The sequence below is a fragment of the Paraburkholderia sp. SOS3 genome (genome assembly GCF_001922345.1).
Classification (GTDB): domain Bacteria; phylum Pseudomonadota; class Gammaproteobacteria; order Burkholderiales; family Burkholderiaceae; genus Paraburkholderia.
In genome coordinates this window covers 675,162-701,389 of sequence record NZ_CP018811.1, presented here as the reverse complement: position 1 = coordinate 701,389, position 26,228 = coordinate 675,162, and the positions used below count along the sequence as shown (strand labels likewise).

Sequence of the window (26,228 nt, the reverse complement as noted above, 5' to 3'; positions counted from 1 at the left end):
CCTTGAAGACCACTCAGCAACAACTGGAATTCACTGCACCGCGCGATGACAATGCGCGGCTTGCCAACCTCTGCGGCCCGCTCGACGAAAACCTGCGCCAGATCGAACAGGCGCTCGACGTCACGCTGCAACGCCGCGGCCATCGCATCAGCATCCGCGGCCGTGGCGCGAAAATCGCGCTCAATGCGCTCGAAAACTTCTACAACAGCGCGCGCGACCCGATCTCGGTCGACGATATCCAGCTCGCGCTCGTCGAAGCGCGGCATCCGGGCAACAGCTCAGGTAACAGCTCAGGTAACAATTCGGGCAACCAGGCCGGCAATGCCCGCTCGAACGGCGACGACGAAGCCGACGCGCGCGAAGTCGACGCAAGATTTCGCGGCGACCCCGATCATCCGTTCGACGAACCGGCAAGTCAGGCCGACGTCGACGAAGAAGAGCACGGTCCGAAGCTCTATACGCGCCGCGCCGATCTGCGCGGCCGCACGCCGGCGCAGCGCGAGTATCTGAAGCAGATCGTCTCGCACGACGTTACGTTCGGCGTCGGGCCCGCGGGAACCGGCAAAACCTATCTCGCCGTTGCATGTGCGGTCGATGCGCTCGAGCGCGATCAGGTCAAGCGCATCGTGCTCACGCGCCCCGCGGTCGAAGCCGGCGAACGGCTCGGCTTTCTGCCGGGCGACCTCGCGCAGAAGGTCGATCCGTATCTGCGGCCGCTCTACGACGCGCTCTACGACCTGCTCGGTTTCGACAAGACCGCGAAAATGTTCGAGCGCCAGATGATCGAAATCGCGCCGCTCGCCTATATGCGCGGGCGCACGCTGAATCATGCGTTCATCATCCTGGACGAAGCGCAGAACACGACGCCCGAGCAGATGAAGATGTTCCTCACGCGTATCGGCTTCGGCTCGAAGGCGGTCGTAACCGGCGATACGACGCAGATCGACTTGCCGCGCGGCCAGAAGAGCGGGCTGATCGAAGCGGAGCAGGTGCTGTCGAACGTGCGCGGCATTGCGTTGACGCGTTTCACGAGCGCGGACGTCGTGCGTCACCCGCTCGTCGCGCGCATCGTCGAAGCGTACGACGCGCACGCGAAGAGGGACGAAAAAGCGCCTGCACAGGCTCAGGCAGGCGCCAGGGCCGAATGAACCGCGCGCCGAAACTTTCGTTGAACCTGCAGTTTCCCGCGGCGAAAGCATGGCCCGCGCACAAAGCGCTGCTGCCGCGCGCGACCGTCGCGAGCTGGATCAAAGCGGCGCTGTTCGCCGACGCGGAACTGGCCGTGCGCTTCGTCGACGCGGAAGAAGGCCGCACATTGAACCGCACGTATCGCGGCAAGGATTACGCGACCAATGTGCTGACCTTTGCGTACGCGGAATCGGAAGACGACCCGGTCAGCGGCGATCTGATCCTCTGCTGCCCCGTCGTCGAAAAGGAAGCGGCGCAACAGCATAAGCCGCTAGCCGCGCACTATGCGCACCTGCTTGTTCACGGTACCCTGCATGCTCAGGGCTACGATCACGAGAACGATGCCGATGCACAGGAGATGGAAGCGATCGAAAAGGACGTGCTGGCCGGACTCGGTTTTCCGGACCCTTACCGCTGAGCCAGCAGAACAGGCAGAACCCGCACGCGCACCGGCAAGTCAAACCGCGCCTCGTGCGGCGTTTCGCCGTCATGCTGCCGCAGCCGGCGAGCCGCGGCCACTCACGTCTGATCGCGGCCCTCATGCGCCGCCTATCTGGAACGCCCCGTGACTGCCCGCCATCCCGATCCGCCATCGCCGACCCAGCCGACTCAGCCGACTCAGCCCGAACTGCCCACTCAGCCCGAGCAGCCCGACAGCCGCGGCTATCCGCCGGCGCTCGGCGAATCGCGGCTGCTGTCGGACGACGAATTGCGCGCGTCGATGGATAAAACGCTCGCGCACTGGGATCGCGCGAGCGACCTCTGGCTGTTCGGCTATGGCTCGCTGATCTGGAACCCCGGTCTGCCGGCCGCCGAAGCCGTCCGCTCGCGCGTGCACGGCTATCACCGCGGCTTATACCTGTGGTCGCGCGTCAATCGCGGCACGCCCGAACAGCCGGGCCTCGTGCTCGCGCTCGACCGCGGCGGCTCGTGCAGCGGTATCGCGTTTCGCCTCGCGGCGCAGGGCTCGATACCGCATCTCGAAGCGTTGTGGCGCCGCGAAATGGCGATGGGTTCATACCGCCCCGCATGGCTGCCGTGCGTGCTCGCGGACGGACGGCGCGTCGACGCGCTCACGTTCGTGATGCGCCGCGACGTGCCCAGCTACACGGGCAAGCTCTCCGACGATGTCGTACGCGTCGTGTTCGACTGCGCGAGCGGCCGCTATGGCACGACGCTCGATTACGTGAGCCGCACGGTCGAAGCATTGCGCGAAAGCGGCATGCCCGACCGCGCGCTCGAAGCGCTGCTTGCGCGCTGCAAGCGGCAAGCGCAGCAAGCCGCGGGACCGGCCAGTGCGGCAACCGGGTCTGGCGAACCGACCCTGACGTGAGGTGCCCCGGCCTGTGAAACCGGATTCGTCCCGCTACTTGCCTCCCGGCCAACGCGCTCACACATTAAATTTCTTCACCTCATGCCGCGGGTTTATCCGTTACGATAAAAACACGCACCGCCCGCAGGCACGACCGCGAGCGCCGCGGCGAACGCCCGTGCAGAAGCTTGCGCATGTCCGGCCAAGGCCGTCCGGCGGACCTGCCAGCGCCTGACGGGTCAAATGGCGGGTCAAATGGCGGGTCAAGCGCCGCGGCAGACGCCAGGTCAAACGCCAGGTCAAACGCCGCGGCAGACGCGGGCCAAGCCGCAAGGCGTCCGCCGGGCAGCCCAGCCACGCCACACGGCCAGCCGGAGCGGGACACGGGCCCGCCATGCGCGTGGTGTATCCTTAACGCTCTGTAACAGCGCGCCGGGCACGAGCCGGGCGCACCACCATGAACGACACGTATCCCAGTCGACGATCCGCCAGCGACAAACCCACCGAAAAGCGCTCACTGCTCGAGCGACTGACCGATTTCATCTCGCCGGAGCCCGACTCCCGCGGCGAACTCCTCGAAATCCTGCAGGATGCGCACGAGCGCAACCTGATCGACGCCGATTCGCTGTCGATGATCGAAGGCGTGTTCCAGGTGTCGGAACTGAGCGCACGCGACATCATGGTGCCGCGCGCGCAGATGGACGCGATCAATATCGCCGATGCGCCCGCCGACTTCATCCCGTTCATGCTCGAAAAGGCGCACTCGCGCTACCCGGTTTACGAAGGCAATCGCGACAACGTGATCGGCGTGCTGCTCGCGAAAGACCTGCTGCGCTACTACGCCGAAGAGGAATTCGACGTGCGCGGCATGCTGCGGCCCGCGGTCTTCATTCCAGAGTCGAAGCGCCTCAATGTGCTGCTGCACGACTTTCGCGTGAACCGCAATCACATTGCGATCGTCGTCGACGAATATGGCGGCGTCGCGGGGCTGATCACGATCGAAGACGTGCTCGAGCAGATCGTCGGCGACATCGAGGACGAATACGACTTCGACGAGGAAAGCGGCAATATCATTGCGTCGCCGGATGGGCGTTATCGCGTGCGGGCGTTGACTGAAATCGAGCAGTTCAACGAAGAATTCGGCACGCATCTGTCGGACGAGGAAAACGACACGATCGGCGGGCTCGTCACGCATCACTTCGGGCGCGTGCCGCATCGCGGAGAAAAGGCGCGCCTCGGCGACCTGATTTTCGAAGTGCTGCGCGCCGACGCGCGGCAAATCCATATGCTGCTCGTGCGCAAGGATCCGCTCGCGGGTCAGCGCGAGCGCGATGCGCAGCACGTGCAGACCTGATCGCGCGTTCGGGTTGCGTCTGCGCGAAACGCGCAGGCTGCTGCGGGCGAATGCGCATGGCTCGTGCGTGAATCTTTGGTCCGCACGCCGTCGCCCTCGGCGTGGTCGTGGTCGCGGCCGCAAGAGCATGAAGTCGCGGCATAACAGCGCCGCACGCTATAGAACGTACCGCGAACGTAACCAGAACGTCACGCAATACCACCATAACGAACGCAACGAAACGCAACATGGCCGACCCGATCCCCTCCCGTCTGCCCCGTGACGTGACACCGAACGACGCGACGGCCAGCCGCCGCACGCTGCCGCGCTGGCACTATCTCGCGGCGTGTGCCGCAGGCGCCCTCAATACACTGTCGTTTGCGCCGACGCCGCATGGCGGCTGGCTCGAACTCGCGATCTTCGTGTTCTTCTATGCATGGCTCACGCGCGCGACCGGCTGGAAGAGCGCCGCGCTGACCGGCTTCGCATTCGGCTTCGGCAACTTCGTGACGGGCATCTGGTGGCTGTACGTGAGCATGCATGTCTATGGCGGCATGGCCGCGCCGCTGGCCGGCGCGGCGGTCGTGCTGTTCTCGATGTATCTCGCGCTATACCCGGCGCTTTCAGCCGGCTTGTGGTCGTTCTGCGCGGGACACGCGCGCAACGGCAAGATCGACGACACGCCGTTCTCGCCGACATGGCATGGCGCCTTCGCGTTCGCGAGCGCATGGGCACTCGGCGAGTGGCTGCGCGGCACGGTATTCACCGGCTTTCCGTGGCTCGCAAGCGGCTATCCGCAGGTCGATGGCCCATTCGCGGGCTTTGCGGCGCTCGCGGGCGTATATGGCGTCGGCTGGGTGCTCGCGCTGTCGGCCGCATTGCTTGCGCAGGCGTTGCTGCGCGCGCGCCGCAACGGCAACAGCGACGGCAATGCCGGCAGCGCCGACACGGGCACGGGCACGACGGACCATGACACGAGCGGCCGCTCGCGCACCGCACGTACAAGTCCCGCCCGCATCGTCGCGCCCGCGGCCATCGCCATCGCGCTGATCGCCGTCGGCTTGCTGCTGCCGCTCGCATCGTGGACACATGCCGCGAACGCCACGCTAAGCGTGCGTCTGCTGCAGGGCAACGTGAAGCAGGACATGAAATTCGAAGAAGCGAGCGTGATCGAGGAAATCGCCGAGTATCAGAAGATGATCATCGCGAAACCGGCCGACCTGATCGTCACGCCCGAAACCGCGATTCCCGTGCTTGCGCAGGATATTCCGATCGCCTTCGCGGAAACGATACGCGGCTTCGCCGATTCGACCGGCTCGTCGATCCTGTTCGGCGCGATCGGCGGCACGATCACGCCGGACGGCCAGGTTGTCGACTATACGAACAGCTTCTATGGCATCACGCCGAACGACAAAAGCGTGTACCACTATGCCAAGCATCATCTCGTGCCGTTCGGTGAATTCGTGCCGTGGGGATTTCACTGGTTCGTCAACCTGATGAACATTCCGCTTGGCGATTTCGCGCGCGGCGCCGCGGTGCAAAAGCCATTCTTCGTGCATAACCAGGCGGTGTCGGTCGATATCTGCTACGAGGATATTTTCGGCGAAGAGATCGCCCGCACGATCCGCGAAAATCCGTCGCCGCCCGGCATTCTGATCAACGTCACGAACCTTGCGTGGTTCGGCGATACGATCGCGCTCGACCAGCATCTGCAGATGGCGCGCATGCGTTCGCTCGAAACGGGCCGGCCGATGCTCGCCGCGACCAACACCGGCGTGACCGCCGCGATCGACGACCACGGCAAGGTGATCGCGCGCCTGCCGACCTTCACCGAGGGCTCGCTCGAGGTGACGATTCAGGGCATGGCCGGCGACACACCCTACATCACGAGCGGCAACAATACCGTGCTCGCGGTGTCGCTGTTCCTGCTTGCGTTCGGATTCGCGTTCGGCCCGTCGCGCGCGGAGCGCCGGCGCCGGACAGCGGGCAAACATGCAGCAAAAGACGGCGACCGGAACGCAAACCAGGCTACACACGAGGCTGCACACAAGGCTGCACACCGAGCCGCGCACGACGGCGCAAACCGCGACGACACCGTCAACTGAACGAGGCTCGGCGACATGCAAAGTCTCAACGCAACGCCAATCCGGTAAAATTCACGGTTTTAGCACCGGGCCGCGCGACGGCCCGCCGCCGGACCGGAGCAAGCCGCGGTCCGTTTCGCGGCGGTTCGAAGGCGCGCCGCATTTCCCGCCGGAAAGGCACTCATGCTCACGTTTCAGCAAATCATCCTGACGCTGCAGTCCTACTGGGACAAGCAGGGTTGCGCGCTGCTCCAGCCGATCGACATGGAAGTCGGCGCCGGCACCTCGCACGTCCATACCTTCCTTCGTGCGATCGGCCCCGAACCGTGGCGCGCGGCCTATGTGCAGCCGTCGCGCCGTCCGAAAGACGGCCGCTACGGCGAGAACCCGAACCGCCTGCAGCATTACTACCAGTACCAGGTCGTGCTGAAGCCGGCGCCCGAAGACATTCTCGACCTCTATCTCGGCTCGCTCGAAGCGCTCGGCTTCGATCTGAAGCAGAACGACGTGCGCTTCGTCGAAGACGACTGGGAAAATCCGACGCTCGGCGCATGGGGTCTCGGCTGGGAGGTGTGGCTGAACGGCATGGAAGTCACGCAGTTCACGTACTTCCAGCAGGTCGGCAAACTCGACTGCAAACCGGTGCTCGGCGAAATCACGTACGGGCTCGAGCGTCTTGCGATGTATCTGCAGAAGGTCGAAAACGTCTACGACCTCGTCTGGACCGAATGGGAAGAACAAGGCCCGAACGGCCCCGAAACGCGGCGCCTCACCTACGGCGACGTGTACCACCAGAACGAAGTCGAACAGTCGACGTATAACTTCGAGCAGGCGAACGTCGAACTGCTGTTCACATTCTTCAACAGCTACGAAAGCGAAGCGAAGCGCATGATCGAAGCGCACCTGCCGCTGCCTGCGTACGAGCTCGTACTGAAAGCCGGTCACACGTTCAACCTGCTCGACGCGCGCGGCGCGATCTCGGTCACCGAACGCGCCGCGTATATCGGCCGCATCCGCAATCTGTCGAGCTTCGTCGCACAGGCTTATTACGATTCGCGCGAAAAGCTCGGCTTTCCGATGCTCGGCAATCCGGTGCACGCGGTGCCCGGCCTCGAAACCGACGAACAGGAAGCCGCGAAACCGGCCTGGGCGCCGCCGCTGAAGCTCGAGCCGAAGTTCGACAAAGACTGACGAGACAAGAACACATCATGCATTCCCAACACGCCACCCTGCTCGTCGAACTGCTGACCGAAGAACTGCCGCCGAAAGCGCTCGCGCGCCTCGGCGATGCGTTCGCCGAAGGCATCGCGCAGCGCCTCGCGGCGCGCGATCTGATCGAAGGCGAGCTGTCGTTCGAACGCTATGCCACGCCGCGCCGCCTCGCGGTGAGCGTGAACCGCGTGCGCGCGGTCGCGCCGGAAAAGAACGTGCGCGAAAAAGTGCTGCCGGTGTCGGTGGCGCTCGATGCGAACGGCCAGCCCACGGCGCCGCTCGCGAAGAAGCTCGCCGCGCTCGGCTTTCCCGACTTCTCCGTCGACGATCTCGAACGCGCGTCGGACGGCAAGGCCGAAGCATTTTTCCTGCGCTATGCGGCGCCCGGCGCGACACTCGCCGAGGGCCTGCAAGCCGCGCTCGACGAAACGCTCGCGAAGCTGCCGATTCCGAAGGTCATGACCTATCAGCGCCCGGACGGCGCGAACGTGCAGTTCGTGCGCCCCGTGCATCGTCTGACGGTGCTGCACGATAACCAGATCGTGCCCGTCAGTGCATTCGGCATCGATGCGGACGATACGACGCTCGGCCACCGCTTTCTGTCCGAAGGCTTCGTGCAGATCCAGCACGCGGATGCCTACGCGGAAACGCTGCGTCATCGCGGCCACGTGGTCGCGAACTTCGCCGACCGCAAGAACGTGATCCGCGCGCATCTGCTCGCGCACGCCAACGGCGACGAGGTCGTGATGCCCGAAGCGCTGCTCGACGAAGTGACGTCGCTCGTCGAATGGCCGATTGTCTACGCATGCCGTTTCGAGGACGAATTCCTGCAAGTGCCGCAGGAATGCCTGATCCTCACGATGCAGACGAACCAGAAGTATTTCGCGCTCACCGATGCGAACGGCAAGCTGCGCTCGCGCTTTCTGATCGTCTCGAACATCGAGACCGAGACGCCCGGCGACATCGTCGAGGGTAACGAACGCGTCGTGCGCCCACGTCTCGCCGATGCGAAGTTCTTCTTCGAGCAGGACAGGAAGAAGCCGCTCGCGGACCGCGTGCCGCTGCTGGCCAACGTCGTCTATCACAACAAGCTTGGTTCGACGCTGCAGCGCGTCGAGCGCATCGAAGCGCTCGCCGGCGAAATCGCCGCGCTGACCGGTGCCGATGTCGCGCTCGCGAAACGCGCGGCGCGCCTCGCGAAGGCGGACCTGCTGACGGACATGGTCGGCGAATTCCCCGAACTGCAGGGCACGATGGGCACGTACTACGCGCGCCACGACGGCGAACCCGAAGAAGTCGCGCTCGCGTGCTCGGAACACTATCGGCCGCGCTTTTCCGGCGATGCGCTGCCCACCACCGCAACCGGCACCACCGTCGCGCTGGCGGACAAGCTCGAAACGCTGGTCGGCATCTGGGGCATCGGCCTGCAGCCGACCGGCGAGAAAGACCCGTTCGCGCTACGCCGCCATGCACTCGGCGTGCTGCGCATTCTCGTCGAAAAACAGTTGCCGGTCGATCTCGTCGAGGTGCTGCGCGCCGCGCACAAGCAGTTCGCCGCGCTGCCCGGCGTCGCCGATTCGACGGCCGCGCTCTACGAATTCTTTATGGACCGCCTGCGCGGCTTGCTGCGCGAGCGCGGCTACGGCGCAGGCGAAATCGACGCGGTGCTCGCGCTGAATCCGACGCGCCTCGACGATATCGTCGCGCGCCTCGACGCCGTGCGCGAATTCGCGGCGCTCGCCGAGGCGGCATCGCTCGCGGCGGCGAACAAGCGCATCTCGAACATCCTGAAGAAGTCCGAAGGCACGGCGGCGAACGAGACGGAGACTATCGTGCAGGCGGCACTGCTCGTCGAAAGCGCGGAAAAAGCGCTGCACGCGCAGCTCGAGCAGGTTGCGCCGCGTGTGCAGTCGCAGCTCGCGCAACGTCAGTACACGGGCGCGCTATCGGCGCTCGCGGCGCTGCGCGAACCGGTCGATACATTCTTCAACGACGTGATGGTCAACGCCGAAGACCCGGCATTGCGCGCGAACCGCCTCGCTCTGCTCGGCGCGCTGCACCAGCAGATGAACTGCGTCGCCGATATTTCGCGGCTCGCCGCCTGAGTGCCCACACCATGGCAAGCGCAAAGAAACTCGTGGTGCTCGACCGGGACGGCGTGATCAACGTCGATTCGGAGGCGTTCATCAAGTCGCCGGACGAATGGGTCGCCCTGCCCGGCAGTCTCGAGGCGATCGCGCGGCTCAATCAGGCCGGCTATCGCATCGCTATTGCGACGAATCAGTCGGGCATCGGACGCGGCCTCTTCGACATGGCCGCGCTCAACGCAATGCATGAAAAGATGCATCGGATGGCGGCCACGGTCGGCGCGCGCATCGACGCGATTTTCTTCTGCCCGCATACGGCAGAAGACCAGTGCGAATGCCGCAAGCCCAAGCCCGGCATGCTGAAGATGATCGCCGAGCGTTACGATGTCGACCCGAAGGGCATGCCCGCGGTCGGCGATTCGTTGCGCGATCTGCAGGCCGGCGCGGCGCTCGGCTTTACGCCGCATCTGGTGCTGACCGGCAAAGGGCAAAAAACGCAGGCCGCCGGCGGCCTGCCCGACGGCACGCGCGTTCACGACGACCTGCGCGCGTTCGCTTTAGACTTCCTCGCCGAAGAACAGGATTGATGCGCACCGTGCGCGTCACCGATACCCGCTGAACCGACCGATGCGCTTTTTACGCTCCCTGCTGCTTTTCATCTTTTTCATCGTCTTCACGGCTCCGTACGCGACGGCCTGCTTCATCGCGTTTCCGTTCCTGCGCGCCGACGGCCGCTACCGGATGGCGGCCGGCTGGTGCAAATCCGTGCTCGTGGTGCTGCGCGGCCTCAATGGCGTGCGTTATAGCGTGCAGGGATTCGAGAACCTGCCCGATGGGCCGGCCGTGCTGCTGTCGAAGCATCAGTCGGCGTGGGAAACGCTCGCCTTCCCGGCGCTGATGCCGCGGCCGCTCTGCTATGTGTTCAAGCGCGAATTGCTCTATGTGCCGTTTTTCGGCTGGGCGCTCGGCATGCTGAAGATGGTGCACATCGACCGCAAGGAAGGCAAGCACGCGTTCGCGTCGGTCACGCGACAAGGCAAGCGGCGCCTGGAAGAAGGCGCATGGGTCATCATGTTTCCCGAAGGCACGCGCACGCCGACCGGCAAGCAAGGCAAGTACAAGACCGGCGGCGCGCGCTTCGCGATCGCGGCCGGCGCACCGGTCGTGCCGATCGCACACAACGCGGGCCGTGTGTGGCCGCGCAACTCGTTTATCAAATATCCGGGTATAGTCACGGTGTCGATCGGCAAGCCGATCGACACGCGCGGGCTCACGCCCGATGAAGTGAACATGCGCGTCGAAACATGGATCGAAGCCGAGATGCGCCGCATCGATCCTGCCGCATACGGCGCCGGGCACAACGCGCCTGCCGCCGCGCAAATCTGACGCGCGCACGCCGTCTCTTCGTCACATTCGCCATCGAGACGGCGTATTAGCGTGAAGCGAGTCCGATGCAGAAGTCTTCCAAGCCGCAACCCGCCGCGGCACTCGATAGCCGGCAACTCGATCTGCCGCTCTTCGAAGAGCCCGGCCTGTCCGAATCACCGTCGCCGCAAAAACCGGCGGTGCCGCTCGCGCCCGATGGCACGAAACTGCGCCACATGACGCTCGGCGCGCGCTCGCTCTACTACCATCTGAAACGTTCGTCGCGCCGCTCGATCGGCTTCGCGATCGACAGCACGGGCCTCACGATCACGGCGCCGCGCTGGGTCACGTTGACCGACATCGAAACGGCGATCGCGGAAAAGCAGCGCTGGATATTTAACAAGCTCACCGAATGGCAGACGCGTGTCGAACAGCGCGCGTTGCCGCGAGTCGACTGGAAAGACGGCGCGCGGGTGCCGTATCTCGGCCACCCGGTGCGCGTGACGCTCGGCGCGCCGAACGGCACGCTGCTGCTCGATCAGAAAGCGGCCACGCTTGCGCTGCCGCTGCCGATGCAGGCCGACCCGCAACAGATCAAGGACCGCGTGCAAGGCTGGCTGCAAAGCGAGGCGAAGCGCCTGTTCGGCGAACGCCTCGACGTCTATGCGGAAAAGCTCGGCGTGAATTACCGCGCGTACGCGCTTTCATCGGCGGCCACGCGTTGGGGCAGTTGCTCGAGCGACGGGAAGATTCGCCTGAACTGGCGGCTCATTCACTTCCCGGTGTCGATCATCGACTATGTCGTCGCGCACGAACTCGCGCACTTGCGCGAGATGAACCATAGCCCGCGCTTCTGGCAGACCGTCGAGTCGATTTTCCCCGAGTTCCGCGAAGCGCGGCAGACGCTCAAGCATCATCCGCCGGAATTGCTGCCGGCGCTCTGAGCGCCGGCCCCGGTTACGACTTCTTCTGGATGAACTCGATCTTGTAGCCGTCCGGGTCGGTGATGAAGGCGATCACCGTCGTGCCGTGTTTCATCGGGCCGGCTTCGCGCACCACGGTGCCGCCCTGCGCCTTGATTTTTTCGCACGCGGCATACGCGTCTTCGACTTCGATCGCCAGATGGCCAAAGCCGCTGCCGAGGTCGTACGACTCCGTGTCCCAATTGTGCGTCAGTTCGATGACCGTGCCATCGCGCTCGTCCGTGTAGCCGACGAAGGCCAGCGTGAATTTGCCGTCCGGATAATCCTGGCGGCGCAGCACTTTCATGCCGAGCAGTTCCGTGTAGAACTTGATCGAGCGATCGAGATTGCCGACGCGAAGCATCGTGTGGAGAAAGCGCATCGTGAGCTCCTGATTGCGTGATGTCGAGGACGTAAATGTACCGAAAAAGCCGCGCGCCCGCTCAGCGAAGGACTCGTCGCTTACACGCTAGAAAAGATGCCGCAAGCCCGCCATCAGCCCGACCTGCGTGCCCTTCTGCGCGAGCCCGACGCCATTGACCCCCTGCAGTTGCGCGCCGATCAGGTCGCCGCGATACAGCGCGTAGTCCGCTTCGACATAGACGTCGGTGCGCTTCGAAAGGTGATAGTCGGCGACGAACTGATACTGCCAGGCCGAGCCGTCCTGTGCGGCAGTTTTGCCGTCCTGCAGCGTGCGCCAGACATTGACCGCGAGATGCCACGCGTCGCCGAGCGCCTGCGTGATGCCGCCGAAGATCATCCTGCGCCGCGCGAAATCGGTGTATTTGAGCGCGGCGAGCACGGGCGCTGTAAACGGTCCGTTAGCGAAATTCGAGAATCCCGGATCGTTGCGATTGACGATATAACCGAGCGCAAACCGCGTGCCGTCCCACAGGTACGAAGCGCCGAAGGTCCACGCCTTCGCGGTGCTGCCGTTCACCGAGTCGCGCGTTTGCTCGTAGGCGCCGCCCAGATCGAGCGGGCCGCCCGTCGGCGCATAGGCTGCCGCCGCGCCGAATTGCGAACCATAGGAGGCATGCCCCGCGACGCCGCCGAACGCATAGGCGGCCGCGAACATGACGCCATCCATGCGCGCCTGATACTGCACCTGATTGCTGGTCCAGATCCCGCCCGACATCGTGACTTCCGGCTGGAAGCTGAAGTTGTAAGGGATCCATGGGTTGCTGCCGTAGCCGCCAATCGTGATGCCTTCGATCAACACGTCGGGCTGCCGCCCGAAGATGAGCCGTCCATACGAAGACGATTGCACGCCGACCTGCGCTTCGTTGATGAAAGGCAGCGTCGTATCGCTTTGCCCGGTATTGATGTAGAAGCGGTTTTCGAGCCGGAAGAACGCCGACCAGCCGCCGCCCAGCGCCTCGGTGCCGCGCAGCCCCCAGCGGCTCTCGCTCACGCCCCCGTTGCCGAGGCCGATTGTCGAATCGCCGGCCTTGTTCGTATGCGTCATATAGCGGACGCTTTCGTCGACGATGCCGTATAGCGTGACGCTCGATTGCGCGTGCGACGGCGGCGCCGAAAACGCGCACGCGCACGCAAGTAAGGCAAGCGCCAGCCGTGCGGCGGACGGCACGAGCACGACGAGATGTCTCCCCCTTCGGGCCTTCACCATGCCGTCTCCTTGTATGGCGCTGGCGCGTCGGTCGGAACGCGCGCATGCGGCCTGAACCGGTTACGAACGGCTCAGAAACGTCAAAGCAGACTATGGAGTCCGCAGCATGATGCCTGACAGAAGGGGGAATGTGCGAAAAATGTAAATCGCGCGACTTCGCGTCAACTGGAGCGAGCCGCGCGCGACGCGGCGATCACCACTGGAAGCCCGCGCCCGCCACCACACCGACGTTGCCGTTGGTGCTCGTATTGCCCGACAGCTTCACGACGAAGCGGTTGTTCTGCGTCACATAGGACGCGCCGAACGCGGCACCGGACTGGCCGCCGTAACGCGCGCCGGCGACGGCGACCATCGCCTTGCCCGGCTGCGTCGGCTGCGGCAGACCCGCCACCGCCATCGCGGCGGCCGTGCCCGCGTTGGCGCCTTTCGCGACGTCGTGGATCTGCCCTTGCAAACCGGCGATCTGCTGGTTCGTATTCGCGACCGCGGCGTTCAGTTGATTGACGTTCACCGCATCGGTGCCCTGCACGCCCGCCGCGACGTTGACGACTTGCCGTTCGCTGCCCGCCGCGCCGACCGATACGGTGTCCTCGCGGTTCGCCACCGCGTTCGCGCCCAGCGCGACCGAATTGTTCGCCGCCGCATTCGCCTGCGAGCCGAGCGCGACCGAAGCCGCACCCGATGCCTGCGCACGGTCGCCGAGCGCGCTCGAATCGTTGCCGGTCGCGCTCGCGCCGCCGCCCGCCGCGAACGAATTCGAACCGCTCGCAGCAGCCGGTCCGCTGACCGTGCTCGACGCAATCACGGTCGAGCCGTTTGCATCGTAGTTCTGCACCGCCTGGCCGAGCATGGCGAGCTGCTCGTTCGTCGCGTACAACTGCGCACCGGTAACCGCCTCGGTGCTCGTTGCGCTCAATTGCGCATCCTGCAGATTCGATAGCGAGACGCGCGACGCCGTGCCTGCTCCGCCGAGCGTGACATGGTCGTGAGCCGAGCTGTCGTACGCGATGATGTCCGCCGTATCGACTTGCGCCGCAACATCGACGCCGGCCTTGAGCGCCGTGCCGCGCAGCAATCCATCGTTGCCGCCTGCGCTGGTCGGGCCGGGCAGCGCCGCGGCGATCGCCGCGTTCATCTGGCCCAGCGTCACCGCGTCGCTATAGTTCACCGCGTCCGCCACGTTGACGATCCGGCGCTTCGCCGTATTCGAGCCGACCGCGAACGTGTTGGCCTGATTCGCCGATGATCCCGCGCCGATCGCGATCGCATTGACCGCTGTCGCGCGCGCGTTCGCGCCGATAGCCAGCGCGTTGTCGCCGGTCGCCTGCGCGTATCCGCCGATCGCGACCGCATTGTCGCCGGACGCATTCGCATCCTGCGCGGTCGTGTCGCCGAACTTGACGTATTTGAGCTTCGTCGAAATATCGGCAGCCGCCGCCGATGCGTCCGTGATCCGCTGATCGAGCGCATCGACGGCACCGCCGACCCCGACGACCGTATCGCCGCCGACCGTGTAGCGCGGCATCGTGATGCTGCCGTCCGACACGACCATCGAGCCGCCGCCGAGCGCCGCTGCAATGCTGCTTGCGGAACCGTAGAGCTGCGCGCCGTTGATCGCGTCCTTGCTGCCGGGGTTGACCGCGCCTGCCGTCACATTCGTGATCGTCGTGCCGTTCGTGCCTCCCGCGAGCGTCACCTTGCCGCGGGTCAGGTCGTCATAGGCAACGAACGCGTTGGTCGGATTGCCCGATGTATCGACGCTCATGCCGGCCGCCTTCAGCTGGCCGACGTTGACCGCGTCGGTATCGTTGATGCCGGCGGACATATTGGTGAGCCGCCGGGTCAGCGTGCCGGTCAGATTCTGGTTCAGCAAGGCCGTGTCCGACGTATTGCCGTCGCCGCTGTCGCCATAGGTGCCTTTCAGCGGATTGTCGCCGACACGGCCGAGCGACACCGTGTTCGCTTCCGTTGCGACCGAGCCGGTGCCGAGCGCGACGCTGTTGCGCGCGCCGCTCGCGACATACGCGGCCGCGCCGACCGCACTGCCGAAATACGCGTAGTTCTGCGTGCTGAAGCCGAAGCCCGTCGCAAAACTCACGTTGGCCGGCACATAGCCATACGAGCCGACCACGGTCTCGGCCAGATTATGCGGCGCATCCTTCACTCCGGCATTCGCGAAGCAGCCACCGACGACCGACCATGTGCCGCTGCCGGCATTCGTTGTCGTGCAGCTCTGCCCCGTTGCCTTGTCGGTGTCGTTGATCGTAATCGCGCTGGCGAACGAGAGGCTCGCGGCAGTCAGGCCCGCGGTTCCCAGCGCGATTGCGGCGACGCCGGTCGCGACGCCTGCGCGCCTCGCGGGTTGGCGCAGCCAACTGTCGAAGTTTTCGCACACGGCAGTGCGAATCGGTGTCACCGCATTCCGTATAGATCGGCGGGTTCTATTCATTTTCTTATCCTAAATAAATTGAGCGAACGCGCTGAAGTATAGAAACGCATGGACTCGCGCCCTTATAGGACCAGTCCGAAAAACATCAACGTCAACTTACTTTCGAGTGCAACGCAGACAGGATAAAAAGATGAACGACGAGGCGAATTCGCTTAACCGCGCGAAGCCGATACTGCCTGAGCGACGCGCACGTACTCGTCGACCGGCACGTCTTCGGCACGCCGTGCGAGATCGAAACCGAGCGCCTCGAAATCGACCGCGTCGCGATACGCGGACAACGTATTGCGCAACATCTTGCGCCGTTGAGAGAACGCCGCCGTCACGACTTCGCCGAGCGTCGTTTCATCGACGTCGGGCAGTTCGTGCGGTGCGTAGGGGATCATCCGCACGATCGCCGAATCGACTTTCGGCGGAGGCTGAAACGACTCGGGCGGCACATCGAGCAGCTTGTCGATCACATACCGGTATTGCAGCATCACCGACAGGCGGCCAAATGCCTTGCTGCCCGGCTCGGCCACCATGCGCTCGACCACTTCGTCCTGCAGCATGAAATGCTGGTCGATCACGTCGCGTGCGAACGCCGTGAGATGAAACAGCAGCGGACTCGAGATGTTGTACGGCAGATTGCCGACAATGCGCAGCGACGGCTTGCGTTCGCGTGCATCGCTTGCCGCGCCGGCTTGCGTATCGGCCGCGGCGAGCGTGCTGAAGTCGAATGCCAGCGCATCGCCCTCGTGCAACTGAAGGCGGTCGCCGAATTTTTCCTTGAGCCGCGCGATCAGATCGCGGTCGAGCTCGACCGCATGCAACGGCGATTCGGGCGTCGCGAGCCGTTCGATCAGCGGCTCGGTCAATGCGCCGAGGCCCGGGCCGATTTCGACCATCCGCTCGCCGCGCTGCGGGCGAATCAGATCGACGATCGAATCGATGATGCCGGGATCGACGAGAAAGTTTTGCCCGAACCGCTTGCGCGCGAAATGGCCCTGATGTTGCCGGCTGGGGTGCGGTCTCGTCGATGACATCGAAATCGGAATAGAAAAAAGGGGCGGCTGGAAAATCAGGCGCCGCGCCGATGGCGCGCCATCGACACCGCGGTATCGATCGCGGCGATCAGGCTGCCTGCATCGGCGCGGCCAGTGCCGGCCAGATCGAGCGCGGTGCCGTGATCGACGGACGTGCGCACGATCGGCAGACCGAGCGTCACGTTGATGCCTTCGCCGAACGTCGCGTACTTCAGAACGGGCAGACCCTGATCGTGGTACATCGCGAGCACGCAGTCGGCCTCGGTCAGATAGCGCGGCTGGAACAGCGTATCGGCCGGATACGGGCCGCGCGCGTCGATACCGAGCGCGTTCGCCCGCTCGAGCGCCGGCGCGATCACGTCGATTTCCTCGCGGCCCAGGTAGCCGTTTTCGCCCGCATGCGGATTGAGCCCGGTGACGAGAATGCGCGGCGCGGGCAAGCCGAAATGATGGCGCAAGTCGTGACCGATGATACGCAGCGTGTCGACGATGCCGTCGACGGTGAGCGCCGCCGCAACATCCTTCAACGGCAGATGCGTCGTCGCAAGCGCGACGCGCAGCGGACGCTGGCCGGTGCCCGCGAGCATCATCACGACGTGCGGCGTATGCGTGCGTTCGGCCAGGTATTCAGTGTGACCCGTGAACGGCACACCGGCATCGTTGATCGTGCTCTTTTGCAGCGGCGCGGTGACGATCGCATCGAACTTGCCGGCCACGGCGCCATCGATTGCGGTGTCGAGCAGCGCGAGCACATAGCGGCCGTTCGCCGCATCGAGCTTGCCGGCCCGCGACGGCGCACCGAGCGCGTGGTGCAAGACCTCGATGCGCCGCCCCTGCAACGCATTCCAGTCGATGCCGACCGCCTGCGCGCGCCCGGCAAGCAGCGCCGCGTCGCCGAGCACCGTGAAGTGCGCATCGGGCCAGTGCGCGCCCGCTGCCGCGAGCGCCTGCGCAGTCAATTCAGGACCCACGCCTGCCGGCTCGCCAGTCGTGATCGCGATGTTCAGCGACCCGGACCGCGGCAGTGAGGATGCAGCAGGCGAGGTGTCGGTCGTCATGGCTTCGGTAATAGCACGCGTTGCTTCGACGGATTATTGCAATGAGTTGCCAGGCGCGGTCTTGTAGTCGACGTACGCCGTGTCGCGCAGTTCGCGCAGCCAGTCCGCGTAAGCCTGCTCCGCCTTGCGTTGGCCGATCGCCTGGCGCGCAAGGTCCATCTGCTGCGCGACCGAGCCTTCCGCTTCGCGGCGGCCCAGCACCTGGATCAGGTGATAGCCGTATTCCGTGCGCACCGGATCGCTGATCTGGCCGTCCTGCAGGTTGTTCATCGCGCGCTCGAATTCAGGCACCGTCTCGCCGGGGCTCACCCAGCCGAGGTCGCCGCCTTGCGACGCCGAGCCGTCCTGCGAATAGGTCCGGGCAAATTTGTCGAAGTCGCCGCCGTCCTGGATTTCCTTCTTGATCTCGAGCAGCTTCTCGCGTGCCTGCGGTTCCGACTGCCCGTCGCCGACGCGCAGCAGGATGTGCCGCACATGCGTTTGCACGAGCCGTGCCGAATCGCCGCTCACGGTCTGCCCGCCGGAACGGCGGTCGACGAGGCGCACGATTTCGAAGCCGTCGTTGGTGCGAATCACCGACGGGTTGACCTGGCCCGCACGCAGCGTCGATGCCGCCGTGACGAATTCGGGCGGCAGCTTCGACGGCTGCAAAAAGCCCATGTCGCCGCCCTTGCTCGCGTCCGGTGCCTGCGAGTTCGACTTTGCAAGCTTTTCGAAATCATTGCCGCTGCCGCTCATGGCCTGCTTCAGCAGATCGTCAGCCTTCTTCTGCGCGGCCTCGATATCGGTTTGCGGCGCATTGAGCGGCGCCTTCAGGAAGATGTGCTCGAAGCGCAGATCGCTCGTGCTGCCCGCGCTCGGTCCGCGCTGGCTGGCAATGTAGTTCGCGACTTCGGCGTCCGAAACGGTGACCTTGCTGTCCACTTCCTTCTCGCGCAGCCGCTGCAGGATCAACTCGGTCTTCGCGTCGCCGCTGAACGTCGTCCAGGGCACGCCTTCGGCCTCGATGCGTGCGCGGTACACCGCGAGCGTCATGTTGTTCGCCTGCGCGAGACGCTCGAGCGTGCGCTGCACGGTGGCGTCGTCGACAGTAATGTTGTCCTCGCGCGCCTTCTGCAGCTGGATGCGTTCGAGCACCATCTGGTTCAGCACCTGCTGGCGCAGCTGATCCGCGGGCGGAATCGGCGCGTGTTGCTGGTTCAGACGGCGCGTGATGAGACCGATGCGCTCGTCGAGTTCGCGCTGCGTAATCACGCCATTGTTGACCACGGCAGCAATCGTATCGACGGTCTGGCCGCTGCCGTTATCGAGCGCCTGCGCGTGCGCGGGCCCCGCGAGCATAAAGAACACGGCAGCCGCGAACCCGGTCGCGAACGATGCCGAACGAAGCTTTTTCATGATTCCCACAGATACTCCAAATGATGTCGGGCCTGGGTGCCGCGGGCATTCTCCGCCCATGACATGACCACCCGTATCGTCGTATTTTATAAGCGCGCACAACCGGTCATTCAAAATTGTTGAACCGCGATTCGGGCGGCGGTGGCGGCGGCGGCGGCGAATAGCCGGCGACGCTCGAACGGAACGCGGTTACGAGGCCGTTGTCGACGGACGACAGGCCCTTCAACGTCAACTGCGCGAGAAAACGCGTCGCGGAAGTTGCCAGGCCTTGCGTGTTGACCCCGTTCGCGTACTTCTGCACACCGACGCCAAGCGTCCAGCAATCGGCGTCGTACTGCATGCCGAGCAGGCCGTCGACGAGCCGGTGGCCTTGCAAGTCGTAATTGACGCGGCCCACCGCGAACACGCGGTGCGTCAGCGGCCATTGCCCTGAGATCAGGATCTGGTTGATCGGCTGGTTCTCGAGCGTCGTGTTCGCGCGCGTGTAACGATAACCGAGGTTGATGACCTTGCCCGTTTCGGGACTGAACCCGAAACCGATGCTCGACTTCACCAGCTGATTGTTGTCGGCATTATATTGGAACGCCGTTTCCTGGGCGAAACCATAGCCGAGCTTGAACGACGCGCCGGCGATCAGATCCGAATGGCGTGCCGTCGTTTCCGACTGGCCCGGCAGCAGCGTGACGCGCTGGTCCGTGAAGTAGTACTGCTGCGCGATCACGAAGCGCGCGCGCTCGTCGCCGGTCGCCGCGTTGATGAAACGCGTCGTCAGCGCGGCCGTTATGCGGTTCGCGTCGGCGATACGGTCTTCGCCGACAAACGTGTTCGGCTGGAAAATTTCGGCAAGGCCGAAGTCCGAATCGGCGGTGTCGAACAGCGGCGCGTCGTTCTGATTGCGAAACGGCGTGTAGACGTAATACAGCCGCGGCTCGAGCGTCTGGATATAGTCCGTGCCGAAGATGCGCACCGACCGGTCGAAGACGAGCCCCGTGTCGAACGAGAACGTCGGAATCGATTCGGTGAAGTTCTTCGGCTGCCCCGCGACCGAATTCGTGCCGAGATTGCTAAGGTTGTACGACGCGAAGTGCCATTGCACCTTCGGCGTGACGAAGTAGCCGGGGCCGACCACCGAGTACGCGAGGTACGGATCGAAGACGACGCGGTCGCCCTCGGTCATGTTGTCGGCCGTGATGCGGAAGCGCGAGTAGTCGGCCGTCGCGCCGTAATCGAAGCCGCCTACGTTGTACTTCGAGTACGTCACGCGCAGTTCCGGCTCGCGGCCGTACGGCGGAATCGAGCCCTGGAGCGTCTGCCAGTGCTGTTCGCGCGCGAGCACGGACCACGGACCGTTGTTGTACGTGAGGCCGGCTTCCTGCTGATACAGCAGCTGCGTGCCGTTGAGGAACTGGCTCGTCGACGACGCCAGATCCTCCGGGTATGTGTTGTCCGATACCTTGTTGTAGTAGACGTAGCCGCCGAACCCGTTGCCGAAGTTCTGGTTGTGCTGGATGTACAGCGCGTAGCGGTTCGTCTTCGTGATCGCGTCGTCGGGCAGGAACTGGCCTGTAAACGACCCGCTATACGTGGGCGACAGGTACCGGTAGTTGACGTCGGTCAGCACGCCGCGCCGCGAGATGATCCGCGGCGTGATGGTCAGGTCGCGGTTCGGCGCGATATTGAAGTAGTACGGCAGCGCCAGCTCGAAGCCGTTGTTCGAACTGACCGAGAACGTCGGCGGCAGCAGGCCGCTCCTGCGATCGCCCGACAACGGGAACGACATCCACGGGCTCGCGAAGATCGGCACGCCCTGGAAGAACAGCACGCCGTTGTGCGCGACGCCTTCGTCGGCGCCGGTGTCGAAATCGAACTCGCTGCCCTTGATGTACCACGCCGGGTCGCTCTCGCACTGGCAGGCCGTATACGTGGCGTGCGAAAACACCGAGCGCTCGTTATCGAGCAGATCGACGCGTTCCGCGCTGCCCGAACCGCCCGTCATCGAGAAGTGATACTTCGCCGCGGTCATGAAACCTTCATTCGACTCGACTTTCAGGTGCGCTTCGGGCCCGACGAACAGCGCGCCATTGCCGGAGATGCGCACATGGCCGTACGCGTCGGCCATGTCGGTATCCTGATCGTAATGCAGCGCGTCTGCCTTGATGACCGAGGTGGCCTGACGCACTTCGGCCGAACCTTTCGCCGCCATGTCGCGATCGGCGGTGCCGGTGGTCGCGTCGCCGAGCACGAAGGTCGCGGCGCGCTGGCCGGTCGGCACGGTATGGTCCTCGAGCTGCGGGGCGAGCCGCAGGTCCCACGGCGAGTTCTCGAGCGGCTGCGCCTGCGCCGCTTCACCCACGAGCTGGGCGTGCGAAAGCGCAGGAAAGAGACCGGGCACGGCAACGAGTGCCGCGACGAGCCGCCTTGTGCGCGGCAAGCCGTCGCAAGAAGATGGGTAAGGGAAAAGCTTTCTAGGCGGCATGTATTCGTTTGGCGAATCGGCCCCACCACAGCTCATGCAGTCACAGTTACCGCCTGCACGAGCGACTCCGGTGACCGATGGAGTGCGTTGCGCAAATTGTTCGATCTATTCCAGCGGTGAGGCGGGCGGTCAAACGAGTTATGCGAAGGCTGGCGCGAGCCGCGTCAAAAAAGTCGTGGGGTATTATATGGCAAGACGTTCTTTATCCCGTTTTCAGCCCCGATTTTCATGACGCCGAGTTCCGCGCCCGCCTCCGCTTCCACCGGCAACACCGCTTCCGAGCGCCTCGAGCTGCTGACCGCCTGGCTTCGCAGCCACGCCGACCGTTACGGTCTCGATCTCGCCACGCTCGCTCCCGCTTCCGCCGATGCGAGCTTTCGCCGCTATTTCCGGCTCGCCGCGAGCGCCGTGGCGAATGCGTCGGGTGTGGGCGCTGCAGGTGCGCGAGCGCCCGCGGGCTTGCCGTCGGCGGTGTATTCGTCCGCTGCCGCGACGACGCTCATCGCCGTCGACGCCCCGCCGCCCGAGAAGTGCCGCGAGTTCGTGCAGGTGGCGCAACTGCTCGAGGGGGCCGGCGTGCACGTGCCGCGCGTGCTCGAGGTCGATTTCGACGCCGGGTTCATGCTCGTCACGGACCTCGGCACCGAGCCGTATCTGACGGCGCTCAACGAAGGCAACGCGCGCCGCCTCATGCGCGACGCGCTCGACACGCTGATTCGCTGGCAGCTCGGTTCGCGCGAGGGCGAACTGCCGCCGTTCGACGAAGCGTTCATGCGCCGCGAAATGGAGCTGATGCCCGAATGGTTCATCACGCGCCATCTGGGCCGCGAAGTGGACACCGCCACGCGCGGCGTGCTCGATCGCACCTTCGCGCTGCTCGTGGCGAGCGCAAGTGCGCAACCGCATGTGTACATGCTGCGCGATTTCATGCCGCGCAATCTGATGATCGCGAGCCCGAACCCCGGCGTGCTCGATTTCCAGGACGCGGTGTACGGGCCGATCACATACGACGTCGCGTCATTGCTGCGCGACGCGTTCCTGAGCTGGGACGAAGCCTTCGAGCTCGACTGCTTCGCGTACTACTGGGAGCACGCGAAGAAAGCGGGCCTGCCCGTCGACGCGGACTTCGGCGAGTTCTACCGGCAGCTCGAATGGATGGGGCTGCAGCGGCATATCAAGGTGCTCGGCCTGTTCTGCCGGATCAACTACCGCGACAGCAAACCGCATTATCTGAAAGACCTGCCGCGCTTTATCGGCTACGCACGCAAGGTCGCGCAGCGCTACGCGCCGCTCGCGCCGTTCGCGAAACTGCTCGACGACCTCGAAGGGCGTGCAGACGAAGTCGGCTACACGTTTTGAACGAACCGATGACGACACCGGCCAGCGAACCGACGTTGACGACGGCGATGATTTTCGCGGCAGGCCGCGGCGAACGGATGCGGCCGTTGACGGACACCTGCCCGAAGCCGCTGCTCGAAGCAGGCGGCAAGCCGCTGATCGTCTGGCAGATCGAGCGGCTCGCGGCCGCAGGCCTGCGCACGATCGTGATCAATCATGCGTGGCTTGGCGAGCGCATCGAAGCGGCGCTCGGCGACGGCTCGCGCTGGGGCGTGCAGTTGCGCTATTCGGCCGAAGGCGAGGCGCTCGAAACGGCCGGTGGCATCGCGCAGGCGTTGCCGCTGCTCGAACACGCGGGCCGGGCGGAAGTTTTCGTCGGCGTGGCCGGCGACGTCTACGCGGATTTCGACTACGCGAGGTTGCACGCGCACGCCGCGCGACTCGCGAAACGGCCCGAGCCCGGCATGCATCTCGTGATGGTGCCGAACCCGGCGTTTCATCCGCACGGCGATTTCGTATTGCGTGACGCAGCGCTGTCGCTCGATGGCGTGCCGCGCGTCACGTTCGGCAGCATCGCGTTGTACGACACGCGGATGTTCGGCGATCTGCCGCGCGGCACGCGGCGCGCGCTTACGCCGTACTATCGCGAGACGATCGCGCAAGGCCGCGCAAGCGGCGAGCTGTATGAAGGGCGCTGGGAGAATGTCGGCACGCCCGCACAGCTGCAGGCGCTCGATCGCGCATTGCGGGCTAGCGGTGCTGCGGGTGCAGGCGGCATGGCCGGCGCGGGCCGCATCGAATAGCGCGCATCACCGCGCGACGCGGTCCTCGCTCAGGCGCTCGCCTGCATCGGCGGCATCCGCGCCTGCATCTGCGGCGTTATCCGCAGCATCTTGCGCATCGAGTTCTTGCGCCTGTTCCGCGCGCTGCTGCTGCAGCGCCCACATCTGCGCAAAGAGTCCGCCCATGCGGATCAGTTCCGCATAGGTGCCGCGCTCGACGATGCGCCCGCGGTCCATCACGATGATCTGCTGCGCGTGCACGACCGTCGACAACCGGTGGGCGATGATCAGCGTGGTCCGCTCGCGCGCGATCTGGTCGAGTTCGTGCTGGATCGCGCGCTCGGAGCGCGAATCGAGCGCCGACGTCGCTTCGTCGAACAGCAGGATCGGCGGGTTCTTCAACAGCGTGCGCGCAATCGCGACGCGCTGCTTCTCGCCGCCCGACAGCTTGAGCCCGCGCTCGCCGACCGGCGTGTCGTAGCCGCGCGGCAGGCTCTCGATGAATTCGTGAATATGCGCCGCACGCGCCGCGGCGATCACTTCGTCGCGGTTCGCCTGCGGCCGGCCGTATGCGATGTTGTAGTAGATCGTGTCGTTGAACAGCACGGTGTCCTGCGGCACGATGCCGATCGCCGCGCGCAGCGAATCCTGCGTGACGTCGCGAATATCCTGGCCGTCGATCGTGATCGAGCCGCCGTGCGCGCGCTCGAGATCGTAGAAGCGGAACAGCAGCCGCGCGAGCGTCGATTTGCCCGAGCCGCTATGGCCGACCACGGCCGTCGTCGTACCGGCCGGAATCGTGAAGCTCACGTCGTGCAGAATCGGCCGCGCGGCCTCGTAGCCGAAATTCACGCCGCTGAAGCGCACTTGCGCGCCGCTCACCGCGAGCGCCGGCGCCCGCGGCACATCGGCCACTTCGCGCGGCGCGCCGAGCAGCGTGAACATGCGGTCCATATCGGTCAGGCTCTGCTTCAGCTCGCGGTACACGACGCCGAGGAAATTCAGCGGAATGTACAGCTGCAGCATGAACGTGTTGATCAGCACGAGGTCGCCGAGCGTGAGCCGCCCTGCCATCACGCCTTGCGTCGCGCGCCACAGTATGAAGACGAGCCCGGTGCCGATAATGGCCTGCTGCCCGAAATTGAGCGCGGACAGCGAATTCTGCGACCGGATCGCGGCCGCGCGATAGTGCTTCAGGTTTTCGTCGTAGCGCCGCGCTTCCCACTCCTCGTTGCCGAAATACTTGACGGTCTCGAAGTTCAGCAGCGAGTCGATGGCCCGCGAATTCGCGCGCGAATCGAGCTCGTTCATCGTGCGTCGCAAGTGCGTGCGCCACTCGGTCACCTTGACCGTGTACGTGACGTAGGCCGCCAGCGCGATCAGCGTGACGATCGCGTAGTACGCCTCGTACTTCACCACGAAAAATCCGAGCACGAGACCGACTTCGACGAGCGTCGGCAGGATGCTGTACAGCGAATACGAAATGAGCTGTGTGATGCCGCGCGTGCCGCGTTCGATATCGCGCGACATGCCGCCCGTCTGCCGCTCGAGGTGGAATCGCAGCGACAGCGCATGCAGATGGCGGAACACCTTCAGCGCGAGCTGCCGCACCGCGCTTTCGGTCACCTTCGAAAAGAGGATTTCGCGCAGCTCGGTGAAAAGCGATGTGGAGAGCCGCACCACCGCATACGCAACGACCAGCAACCCCACGCCGCTTAGCAGCACGACGCCGGGCGCGTGATCGGCGCGCCCGAGCGCGGTCAGATGCTGAACCGACGCGAGGCTGTCGACGATGCGCTTCATCACGATCGGCACGCCGAGATTCGCGACCTTCGCGCCGATCAGACAGCTGAGCGCGAACGCCACGCGCCATTTGTAGGTGGCGAGATAAGGCAGCAGCGACACGATCGTCTGCCAGTCGTTGCGCGGCTGGTTCGAGATCGGCGCGGGCTCTCGGAGTGGGGCGAGACGGCGCATCGTTTTATGGGGGAAAACTGCTTGCGCGGCACGCCTGACCCGAGCGTGCGCTTTCCCGTACAATTCGTGATCCCGTATTGTCGCAGAAGCCGGCTTGCCTCGCTGCGCGTGGATTCCCGATGCCGGCTCGCTTTTCCGATGGATTCCCGATGACCGAACCGAACCAGCTCCCGCAGAAGTCGTGTGCATTGCGCGTGATGCCGCAGCCCTCCGACGCGAACATCCACGGCGACGTGTTCGGCGGCTGGATCATGGCGCAGGTCGACCTCGCCGGCTCGATTCCGGCGGGCCGGCGCGCGAATGGCCGCGTCGCGACCGTCGCGGTCAACTCGTTCGTGTTCAAACAGCCCGTGTTCGTCGGCGATCTGCTCAGTTTTTACGCTGACATCGTGAAGACCGGCAACACATCGGTCACGATCGAGGTCGAGGTCTACGCACAGCGGATGAGCATGGCGCAGGAAGTGGTGAAGGTCACCGAAGCGACCCTCACCTATGTGGCGACCGACAGCGACCGCCGTCCGCGCGCGTTGCCGCCGCTCGAGTAGCGCGCCGCAG

At 64.9% G+C, this 26,228-nt stretch carries 21 protein-coding genes; 13 read left to right on the top strand and 8 right to left on the bottom strand.

What is annotated here, in order from left to right; all coding sequences use genetic code 11:
- Positions 1–2 precede the first annotated feature (2 nt).
- From BTO02_RS03165 to BTO02_RS03120, 10 genes are all read left to right on the top strand, one after another.
- Positions 3–1,148, top strand: coding sequence for a PhoH family protein (locus BTO02_RS03165; protein WP_075155796.1), 1,146 nt, complete (start codon positions 3–5; stop codon positions 1,146–1,148).
- A complete protein-coding gene (gene ybeY, locus BTO02_RS03160) occupies positions 1,145–1,606 on the top strand; it encodes an rRNA maturation RNase YbeY (RefSeq protein WP_075155795.1) in 462 nt (153 codons plus the stop codon). Before BTO02_RS03165 ends, ybeY begins: the two co-directional genes overlap by 4 nt.
- Positions 1,607–1,816: 210 nt before the next feature.
- A complete protein-coding gene (locus tag BTO02_RS03155; protein WP_075158550.1) occupies positions 1,817–2,521 on the top strand; it encodes a gamma-glutamylcyclotransferase in 705 nt (234 codons plus the stop codon).
- A 436-nt stretch (positions 2,522–2,957) separates the two neighbouring features.
- Positions 2,958–3,854, top strand: coding sequence for an HlyC/CorC family transporter (locus BTO02_RS03150; protein WP_075155794.1), 897 nt, complete (start codon positions 2,958–2,960; stop codon positions 3,852–3,854).
- A gap of 227 nt (positions 3,855–4,081) precedes the next feature.
- Positions 4,082–5,938 (top strand): apolipoprotein N-acyltransferase, encoded by a 1,857-nt coding sequence (gene lnt / locus BTO02_RS03145; protein ID WP_083614961.1) that lies wholly within the window; start codon positions 4,082–4,084, stop codon positions 5,936–5,938.
- Positions 5,939–6,100: 162 nt separating this feature from the next.
- Positions 6,101–7,108, top strand: a complete 1,008-nt coding sequence (glyQ, locus tag BTO02_RS03140; RefSeq protein WP_075155793.1) for a glycine--tRNA ligase subunit alpha — start codon at positions 6,101–6,103, stop codon at positions 7,106–7,108.
- A gap of 17 nt (positions 7,109–7,125) precedes the next feature.
- Positions 7,126–9,234 carry a glycine--tRNA ligase subunit beta gene (glyS, locus tag BTO02_RS03135; protein WP_075155792.1) on the top strand — a complete coding sequence of 703 codons (2,109 nt, stop codon included), beginning with the start codon at positions 7,126–7,128 and terminating at the stop codon, positions 9,232–9,234.
- A gap of 11 nt (positions 9,235–9,245) precedes the next feature.
- The gene (gmhB, locus tag BTO02_RS03130) at positions 9,246–9,803 is read left to right on the top strand and encodes a D-glycero-beta-D-manno-heptose 1,7-bisphosphate 7-phosphatase (protein ID WP_075155791.1); all 558 of its coding nucleotides are present in this window, start codon (positions 9,246–9,248) and stop codon (positions 9,801–9,803) included.
- 40 nt (positions 9,804–9,843) lie between these two features.
- Positions 9,844–10,602 (top strand): lysophospholipid acyltransferase family protein, encoded by a 759-nt coding sequence (locus BTO02_RS03125; protein ID WP_075155790.1) that lies wholly within the window; start codon positions 9,844–9,846, stop codon positions 10,600–10,602.
- A 65-nt stretch (positions 10,603–10,667) separates the two neighbouring features.
- Positions 10,668–11,525 carry a M48 family metallopeptidase gene (locus BTO02_RS03120; RefSeq protein ID WP_075155789.1) on the top strand — a complete coding sequence of 286 codons (858 nt, stop codon included), beginning with the start codon at positions 10,668–10,670 and terminating at the stop codon, positions 11,523–11,525.
- 13 nt (positions 11,526–11,538) lie between these two features.
- On the opposite strand, the gene gloA is transcribed toward BTO02_RS03120, so the two are convergent.
- The 7 genes from gloA to BTO02_RS03085 all read right to left on the bottom strand — a co-directional run bounded on the left by gloA (position 11,539) and on the right by BTO02_RS03085 (position 21,576).
- Positions 11,539–11,925, bottom strand: coding sequence for a lactoylglutathione lyase (gene gloA, locus BTO02_RS03115; protein ID WP_075155788.1), 387 nt, complete (start codon positions 11,923–11,925; stop codon positions 11,539–11,541).
- Positions 11,926–12,012: 87 nt separating this feature from the next.
- The gene (locus BTO02_RS03110) at positions 12,013–13,173 is read right to left on the bottom strand and encodes a porin (RefSeq protein ID WP_075155787.1); all 1,161 of its coding nucleotides are present in this window, start codon (positions 13,171–13,173) and stop codon (positions 12,013–12,015) included.
- A gap of 193 nt (positions 13,174–13,366) precedes the next feature.
- On the bottom strand, positions 13,367–15,589 hold the full coding sequence (locus BTO02_RS03105; RefSeq protein ID WP_198039178.1) for a YadA family autotransporter adhesin: 2,223 nt from the start codon (positions 15,587–15,589) through the stop codon (positions 13,367–13,369).
- 185 nt (positions 15,590–15,774) lie between these two features.
- Positions 15,775–16,644: a 16S rRNA (adenine(1518)-N(6)/adenine(1519)-N(6))-dimethyltransferase RsmA gene (rsmA, locus tag BTO02_RS03100; protein ID WP_075155785.1), complete on the bottom strand. Its 870-nt coding sequence runs from the start codon at positions 16,642–16,644 to the stop codon at positions 15,775–15,777.
- A gap of 35 nt (positions 16,645–16,679) precedes the next feature.
- A complete protein-coding gene (gene pdxA, locus BTO02_RS03095; protein WP_075155784.1) occupies positions 16,680–17,702 on the bottom strand; it encodes a 4-hydroxythreonine-4-phosphate dehydrogenase PdxA in 1,023 nt (340 codons plus the stop codon).
- 33 nt (positions 17,703–17,735) lie between these two features.
- Positions 17,736–19,109, bottom strand: a complete 1,374-nt coding sequence (locus tag BTO02_RS03090; RefSeq protein ID WP_198039177.1) for a peptidylprolyl isomerase — start codon at positions 19,107–19,109, stop codon at positions 17,736–17,738.
- 97 nt (positions 19,110–19,206) lie between these two features.
- On the bottom strand, positions 19,207–21,576 hold the full coding sequence (locus tag BTO02_RS03085; RefSeq protein WP_075155782.1) for an LPS-assembly protein LptD: 2,370 nt from the start codon (positions 21,574–21,576) through the stop codon (positions 19,207–19,209).
- 228 nt (positions 21,577–21,804) lie between these two features.
- On the opposite strand from BTO02_RS03085, the gene BTO02_RS03080 reads away from it, so the two are divergent.
- Together BTO02_RS03080 and murU are read left to right on the top strand one after the other, a co-directional pair.
- Positions 21,805–22,935, top strand: a complete 1,131-nt coding sequence (locus BTO02_RS03080; RefSeq protein ID WP_075155781.1) for an aminoglycoside phosphotransferase family protein — start codon at positions 21,805–21,807, stop codon at positions 22,933–22,935.
- A gap of 8 nt (positions 22,936–22,943) precedes the next feature.
- Positions 22,944–23,717 (top strand): N-acetylmuramate alpha-1-phosphate uridylyltransferase MurU, encoded by a 774-nt coding sequence (gene murU / locus BTO02_RS03075; RefSeq protein WP_075155780.1) that lies wholly within the window; start codon positions 22,944–22,946, stop codon positions 23,715–23,717.
- Between the two features lie 6 nt (positions 23,718–23,723).
- Here murU and BTO02_RS03070 read toward each other — a convergent pair whose 3' ends face one another.
- Positions 23,724–25,673, bottom strand: coding sequence for an ABCB family ABC transporter ATP-binding protein/permease (locus BTO02_RS03070; protein ID WP_075155779.1), 1,950 nt, complete (start codon positions 25,671–25,673; stop codon positions 23,724–23,726).
- A gap of 149 nt (positions 25,674–25,822) precedes the next feature.
- On the opposite strand from BTO02_RS03070, the gene BTO02_RS03065 reads away from it, so the two are divergent.
- On the top strand, positions 25,823–26,218 hold the full coding sequence (locus tag BTO02_RS03065; protein ID WP_075155778.1) for an acyl-CoA thioesterase: 396 nt from the start codon (positions 25,823–25,825) through the stop codon (positions 26,216–26,218).
- Positions 26,219–26,228 lie beyond the last annotated feature (10 nt).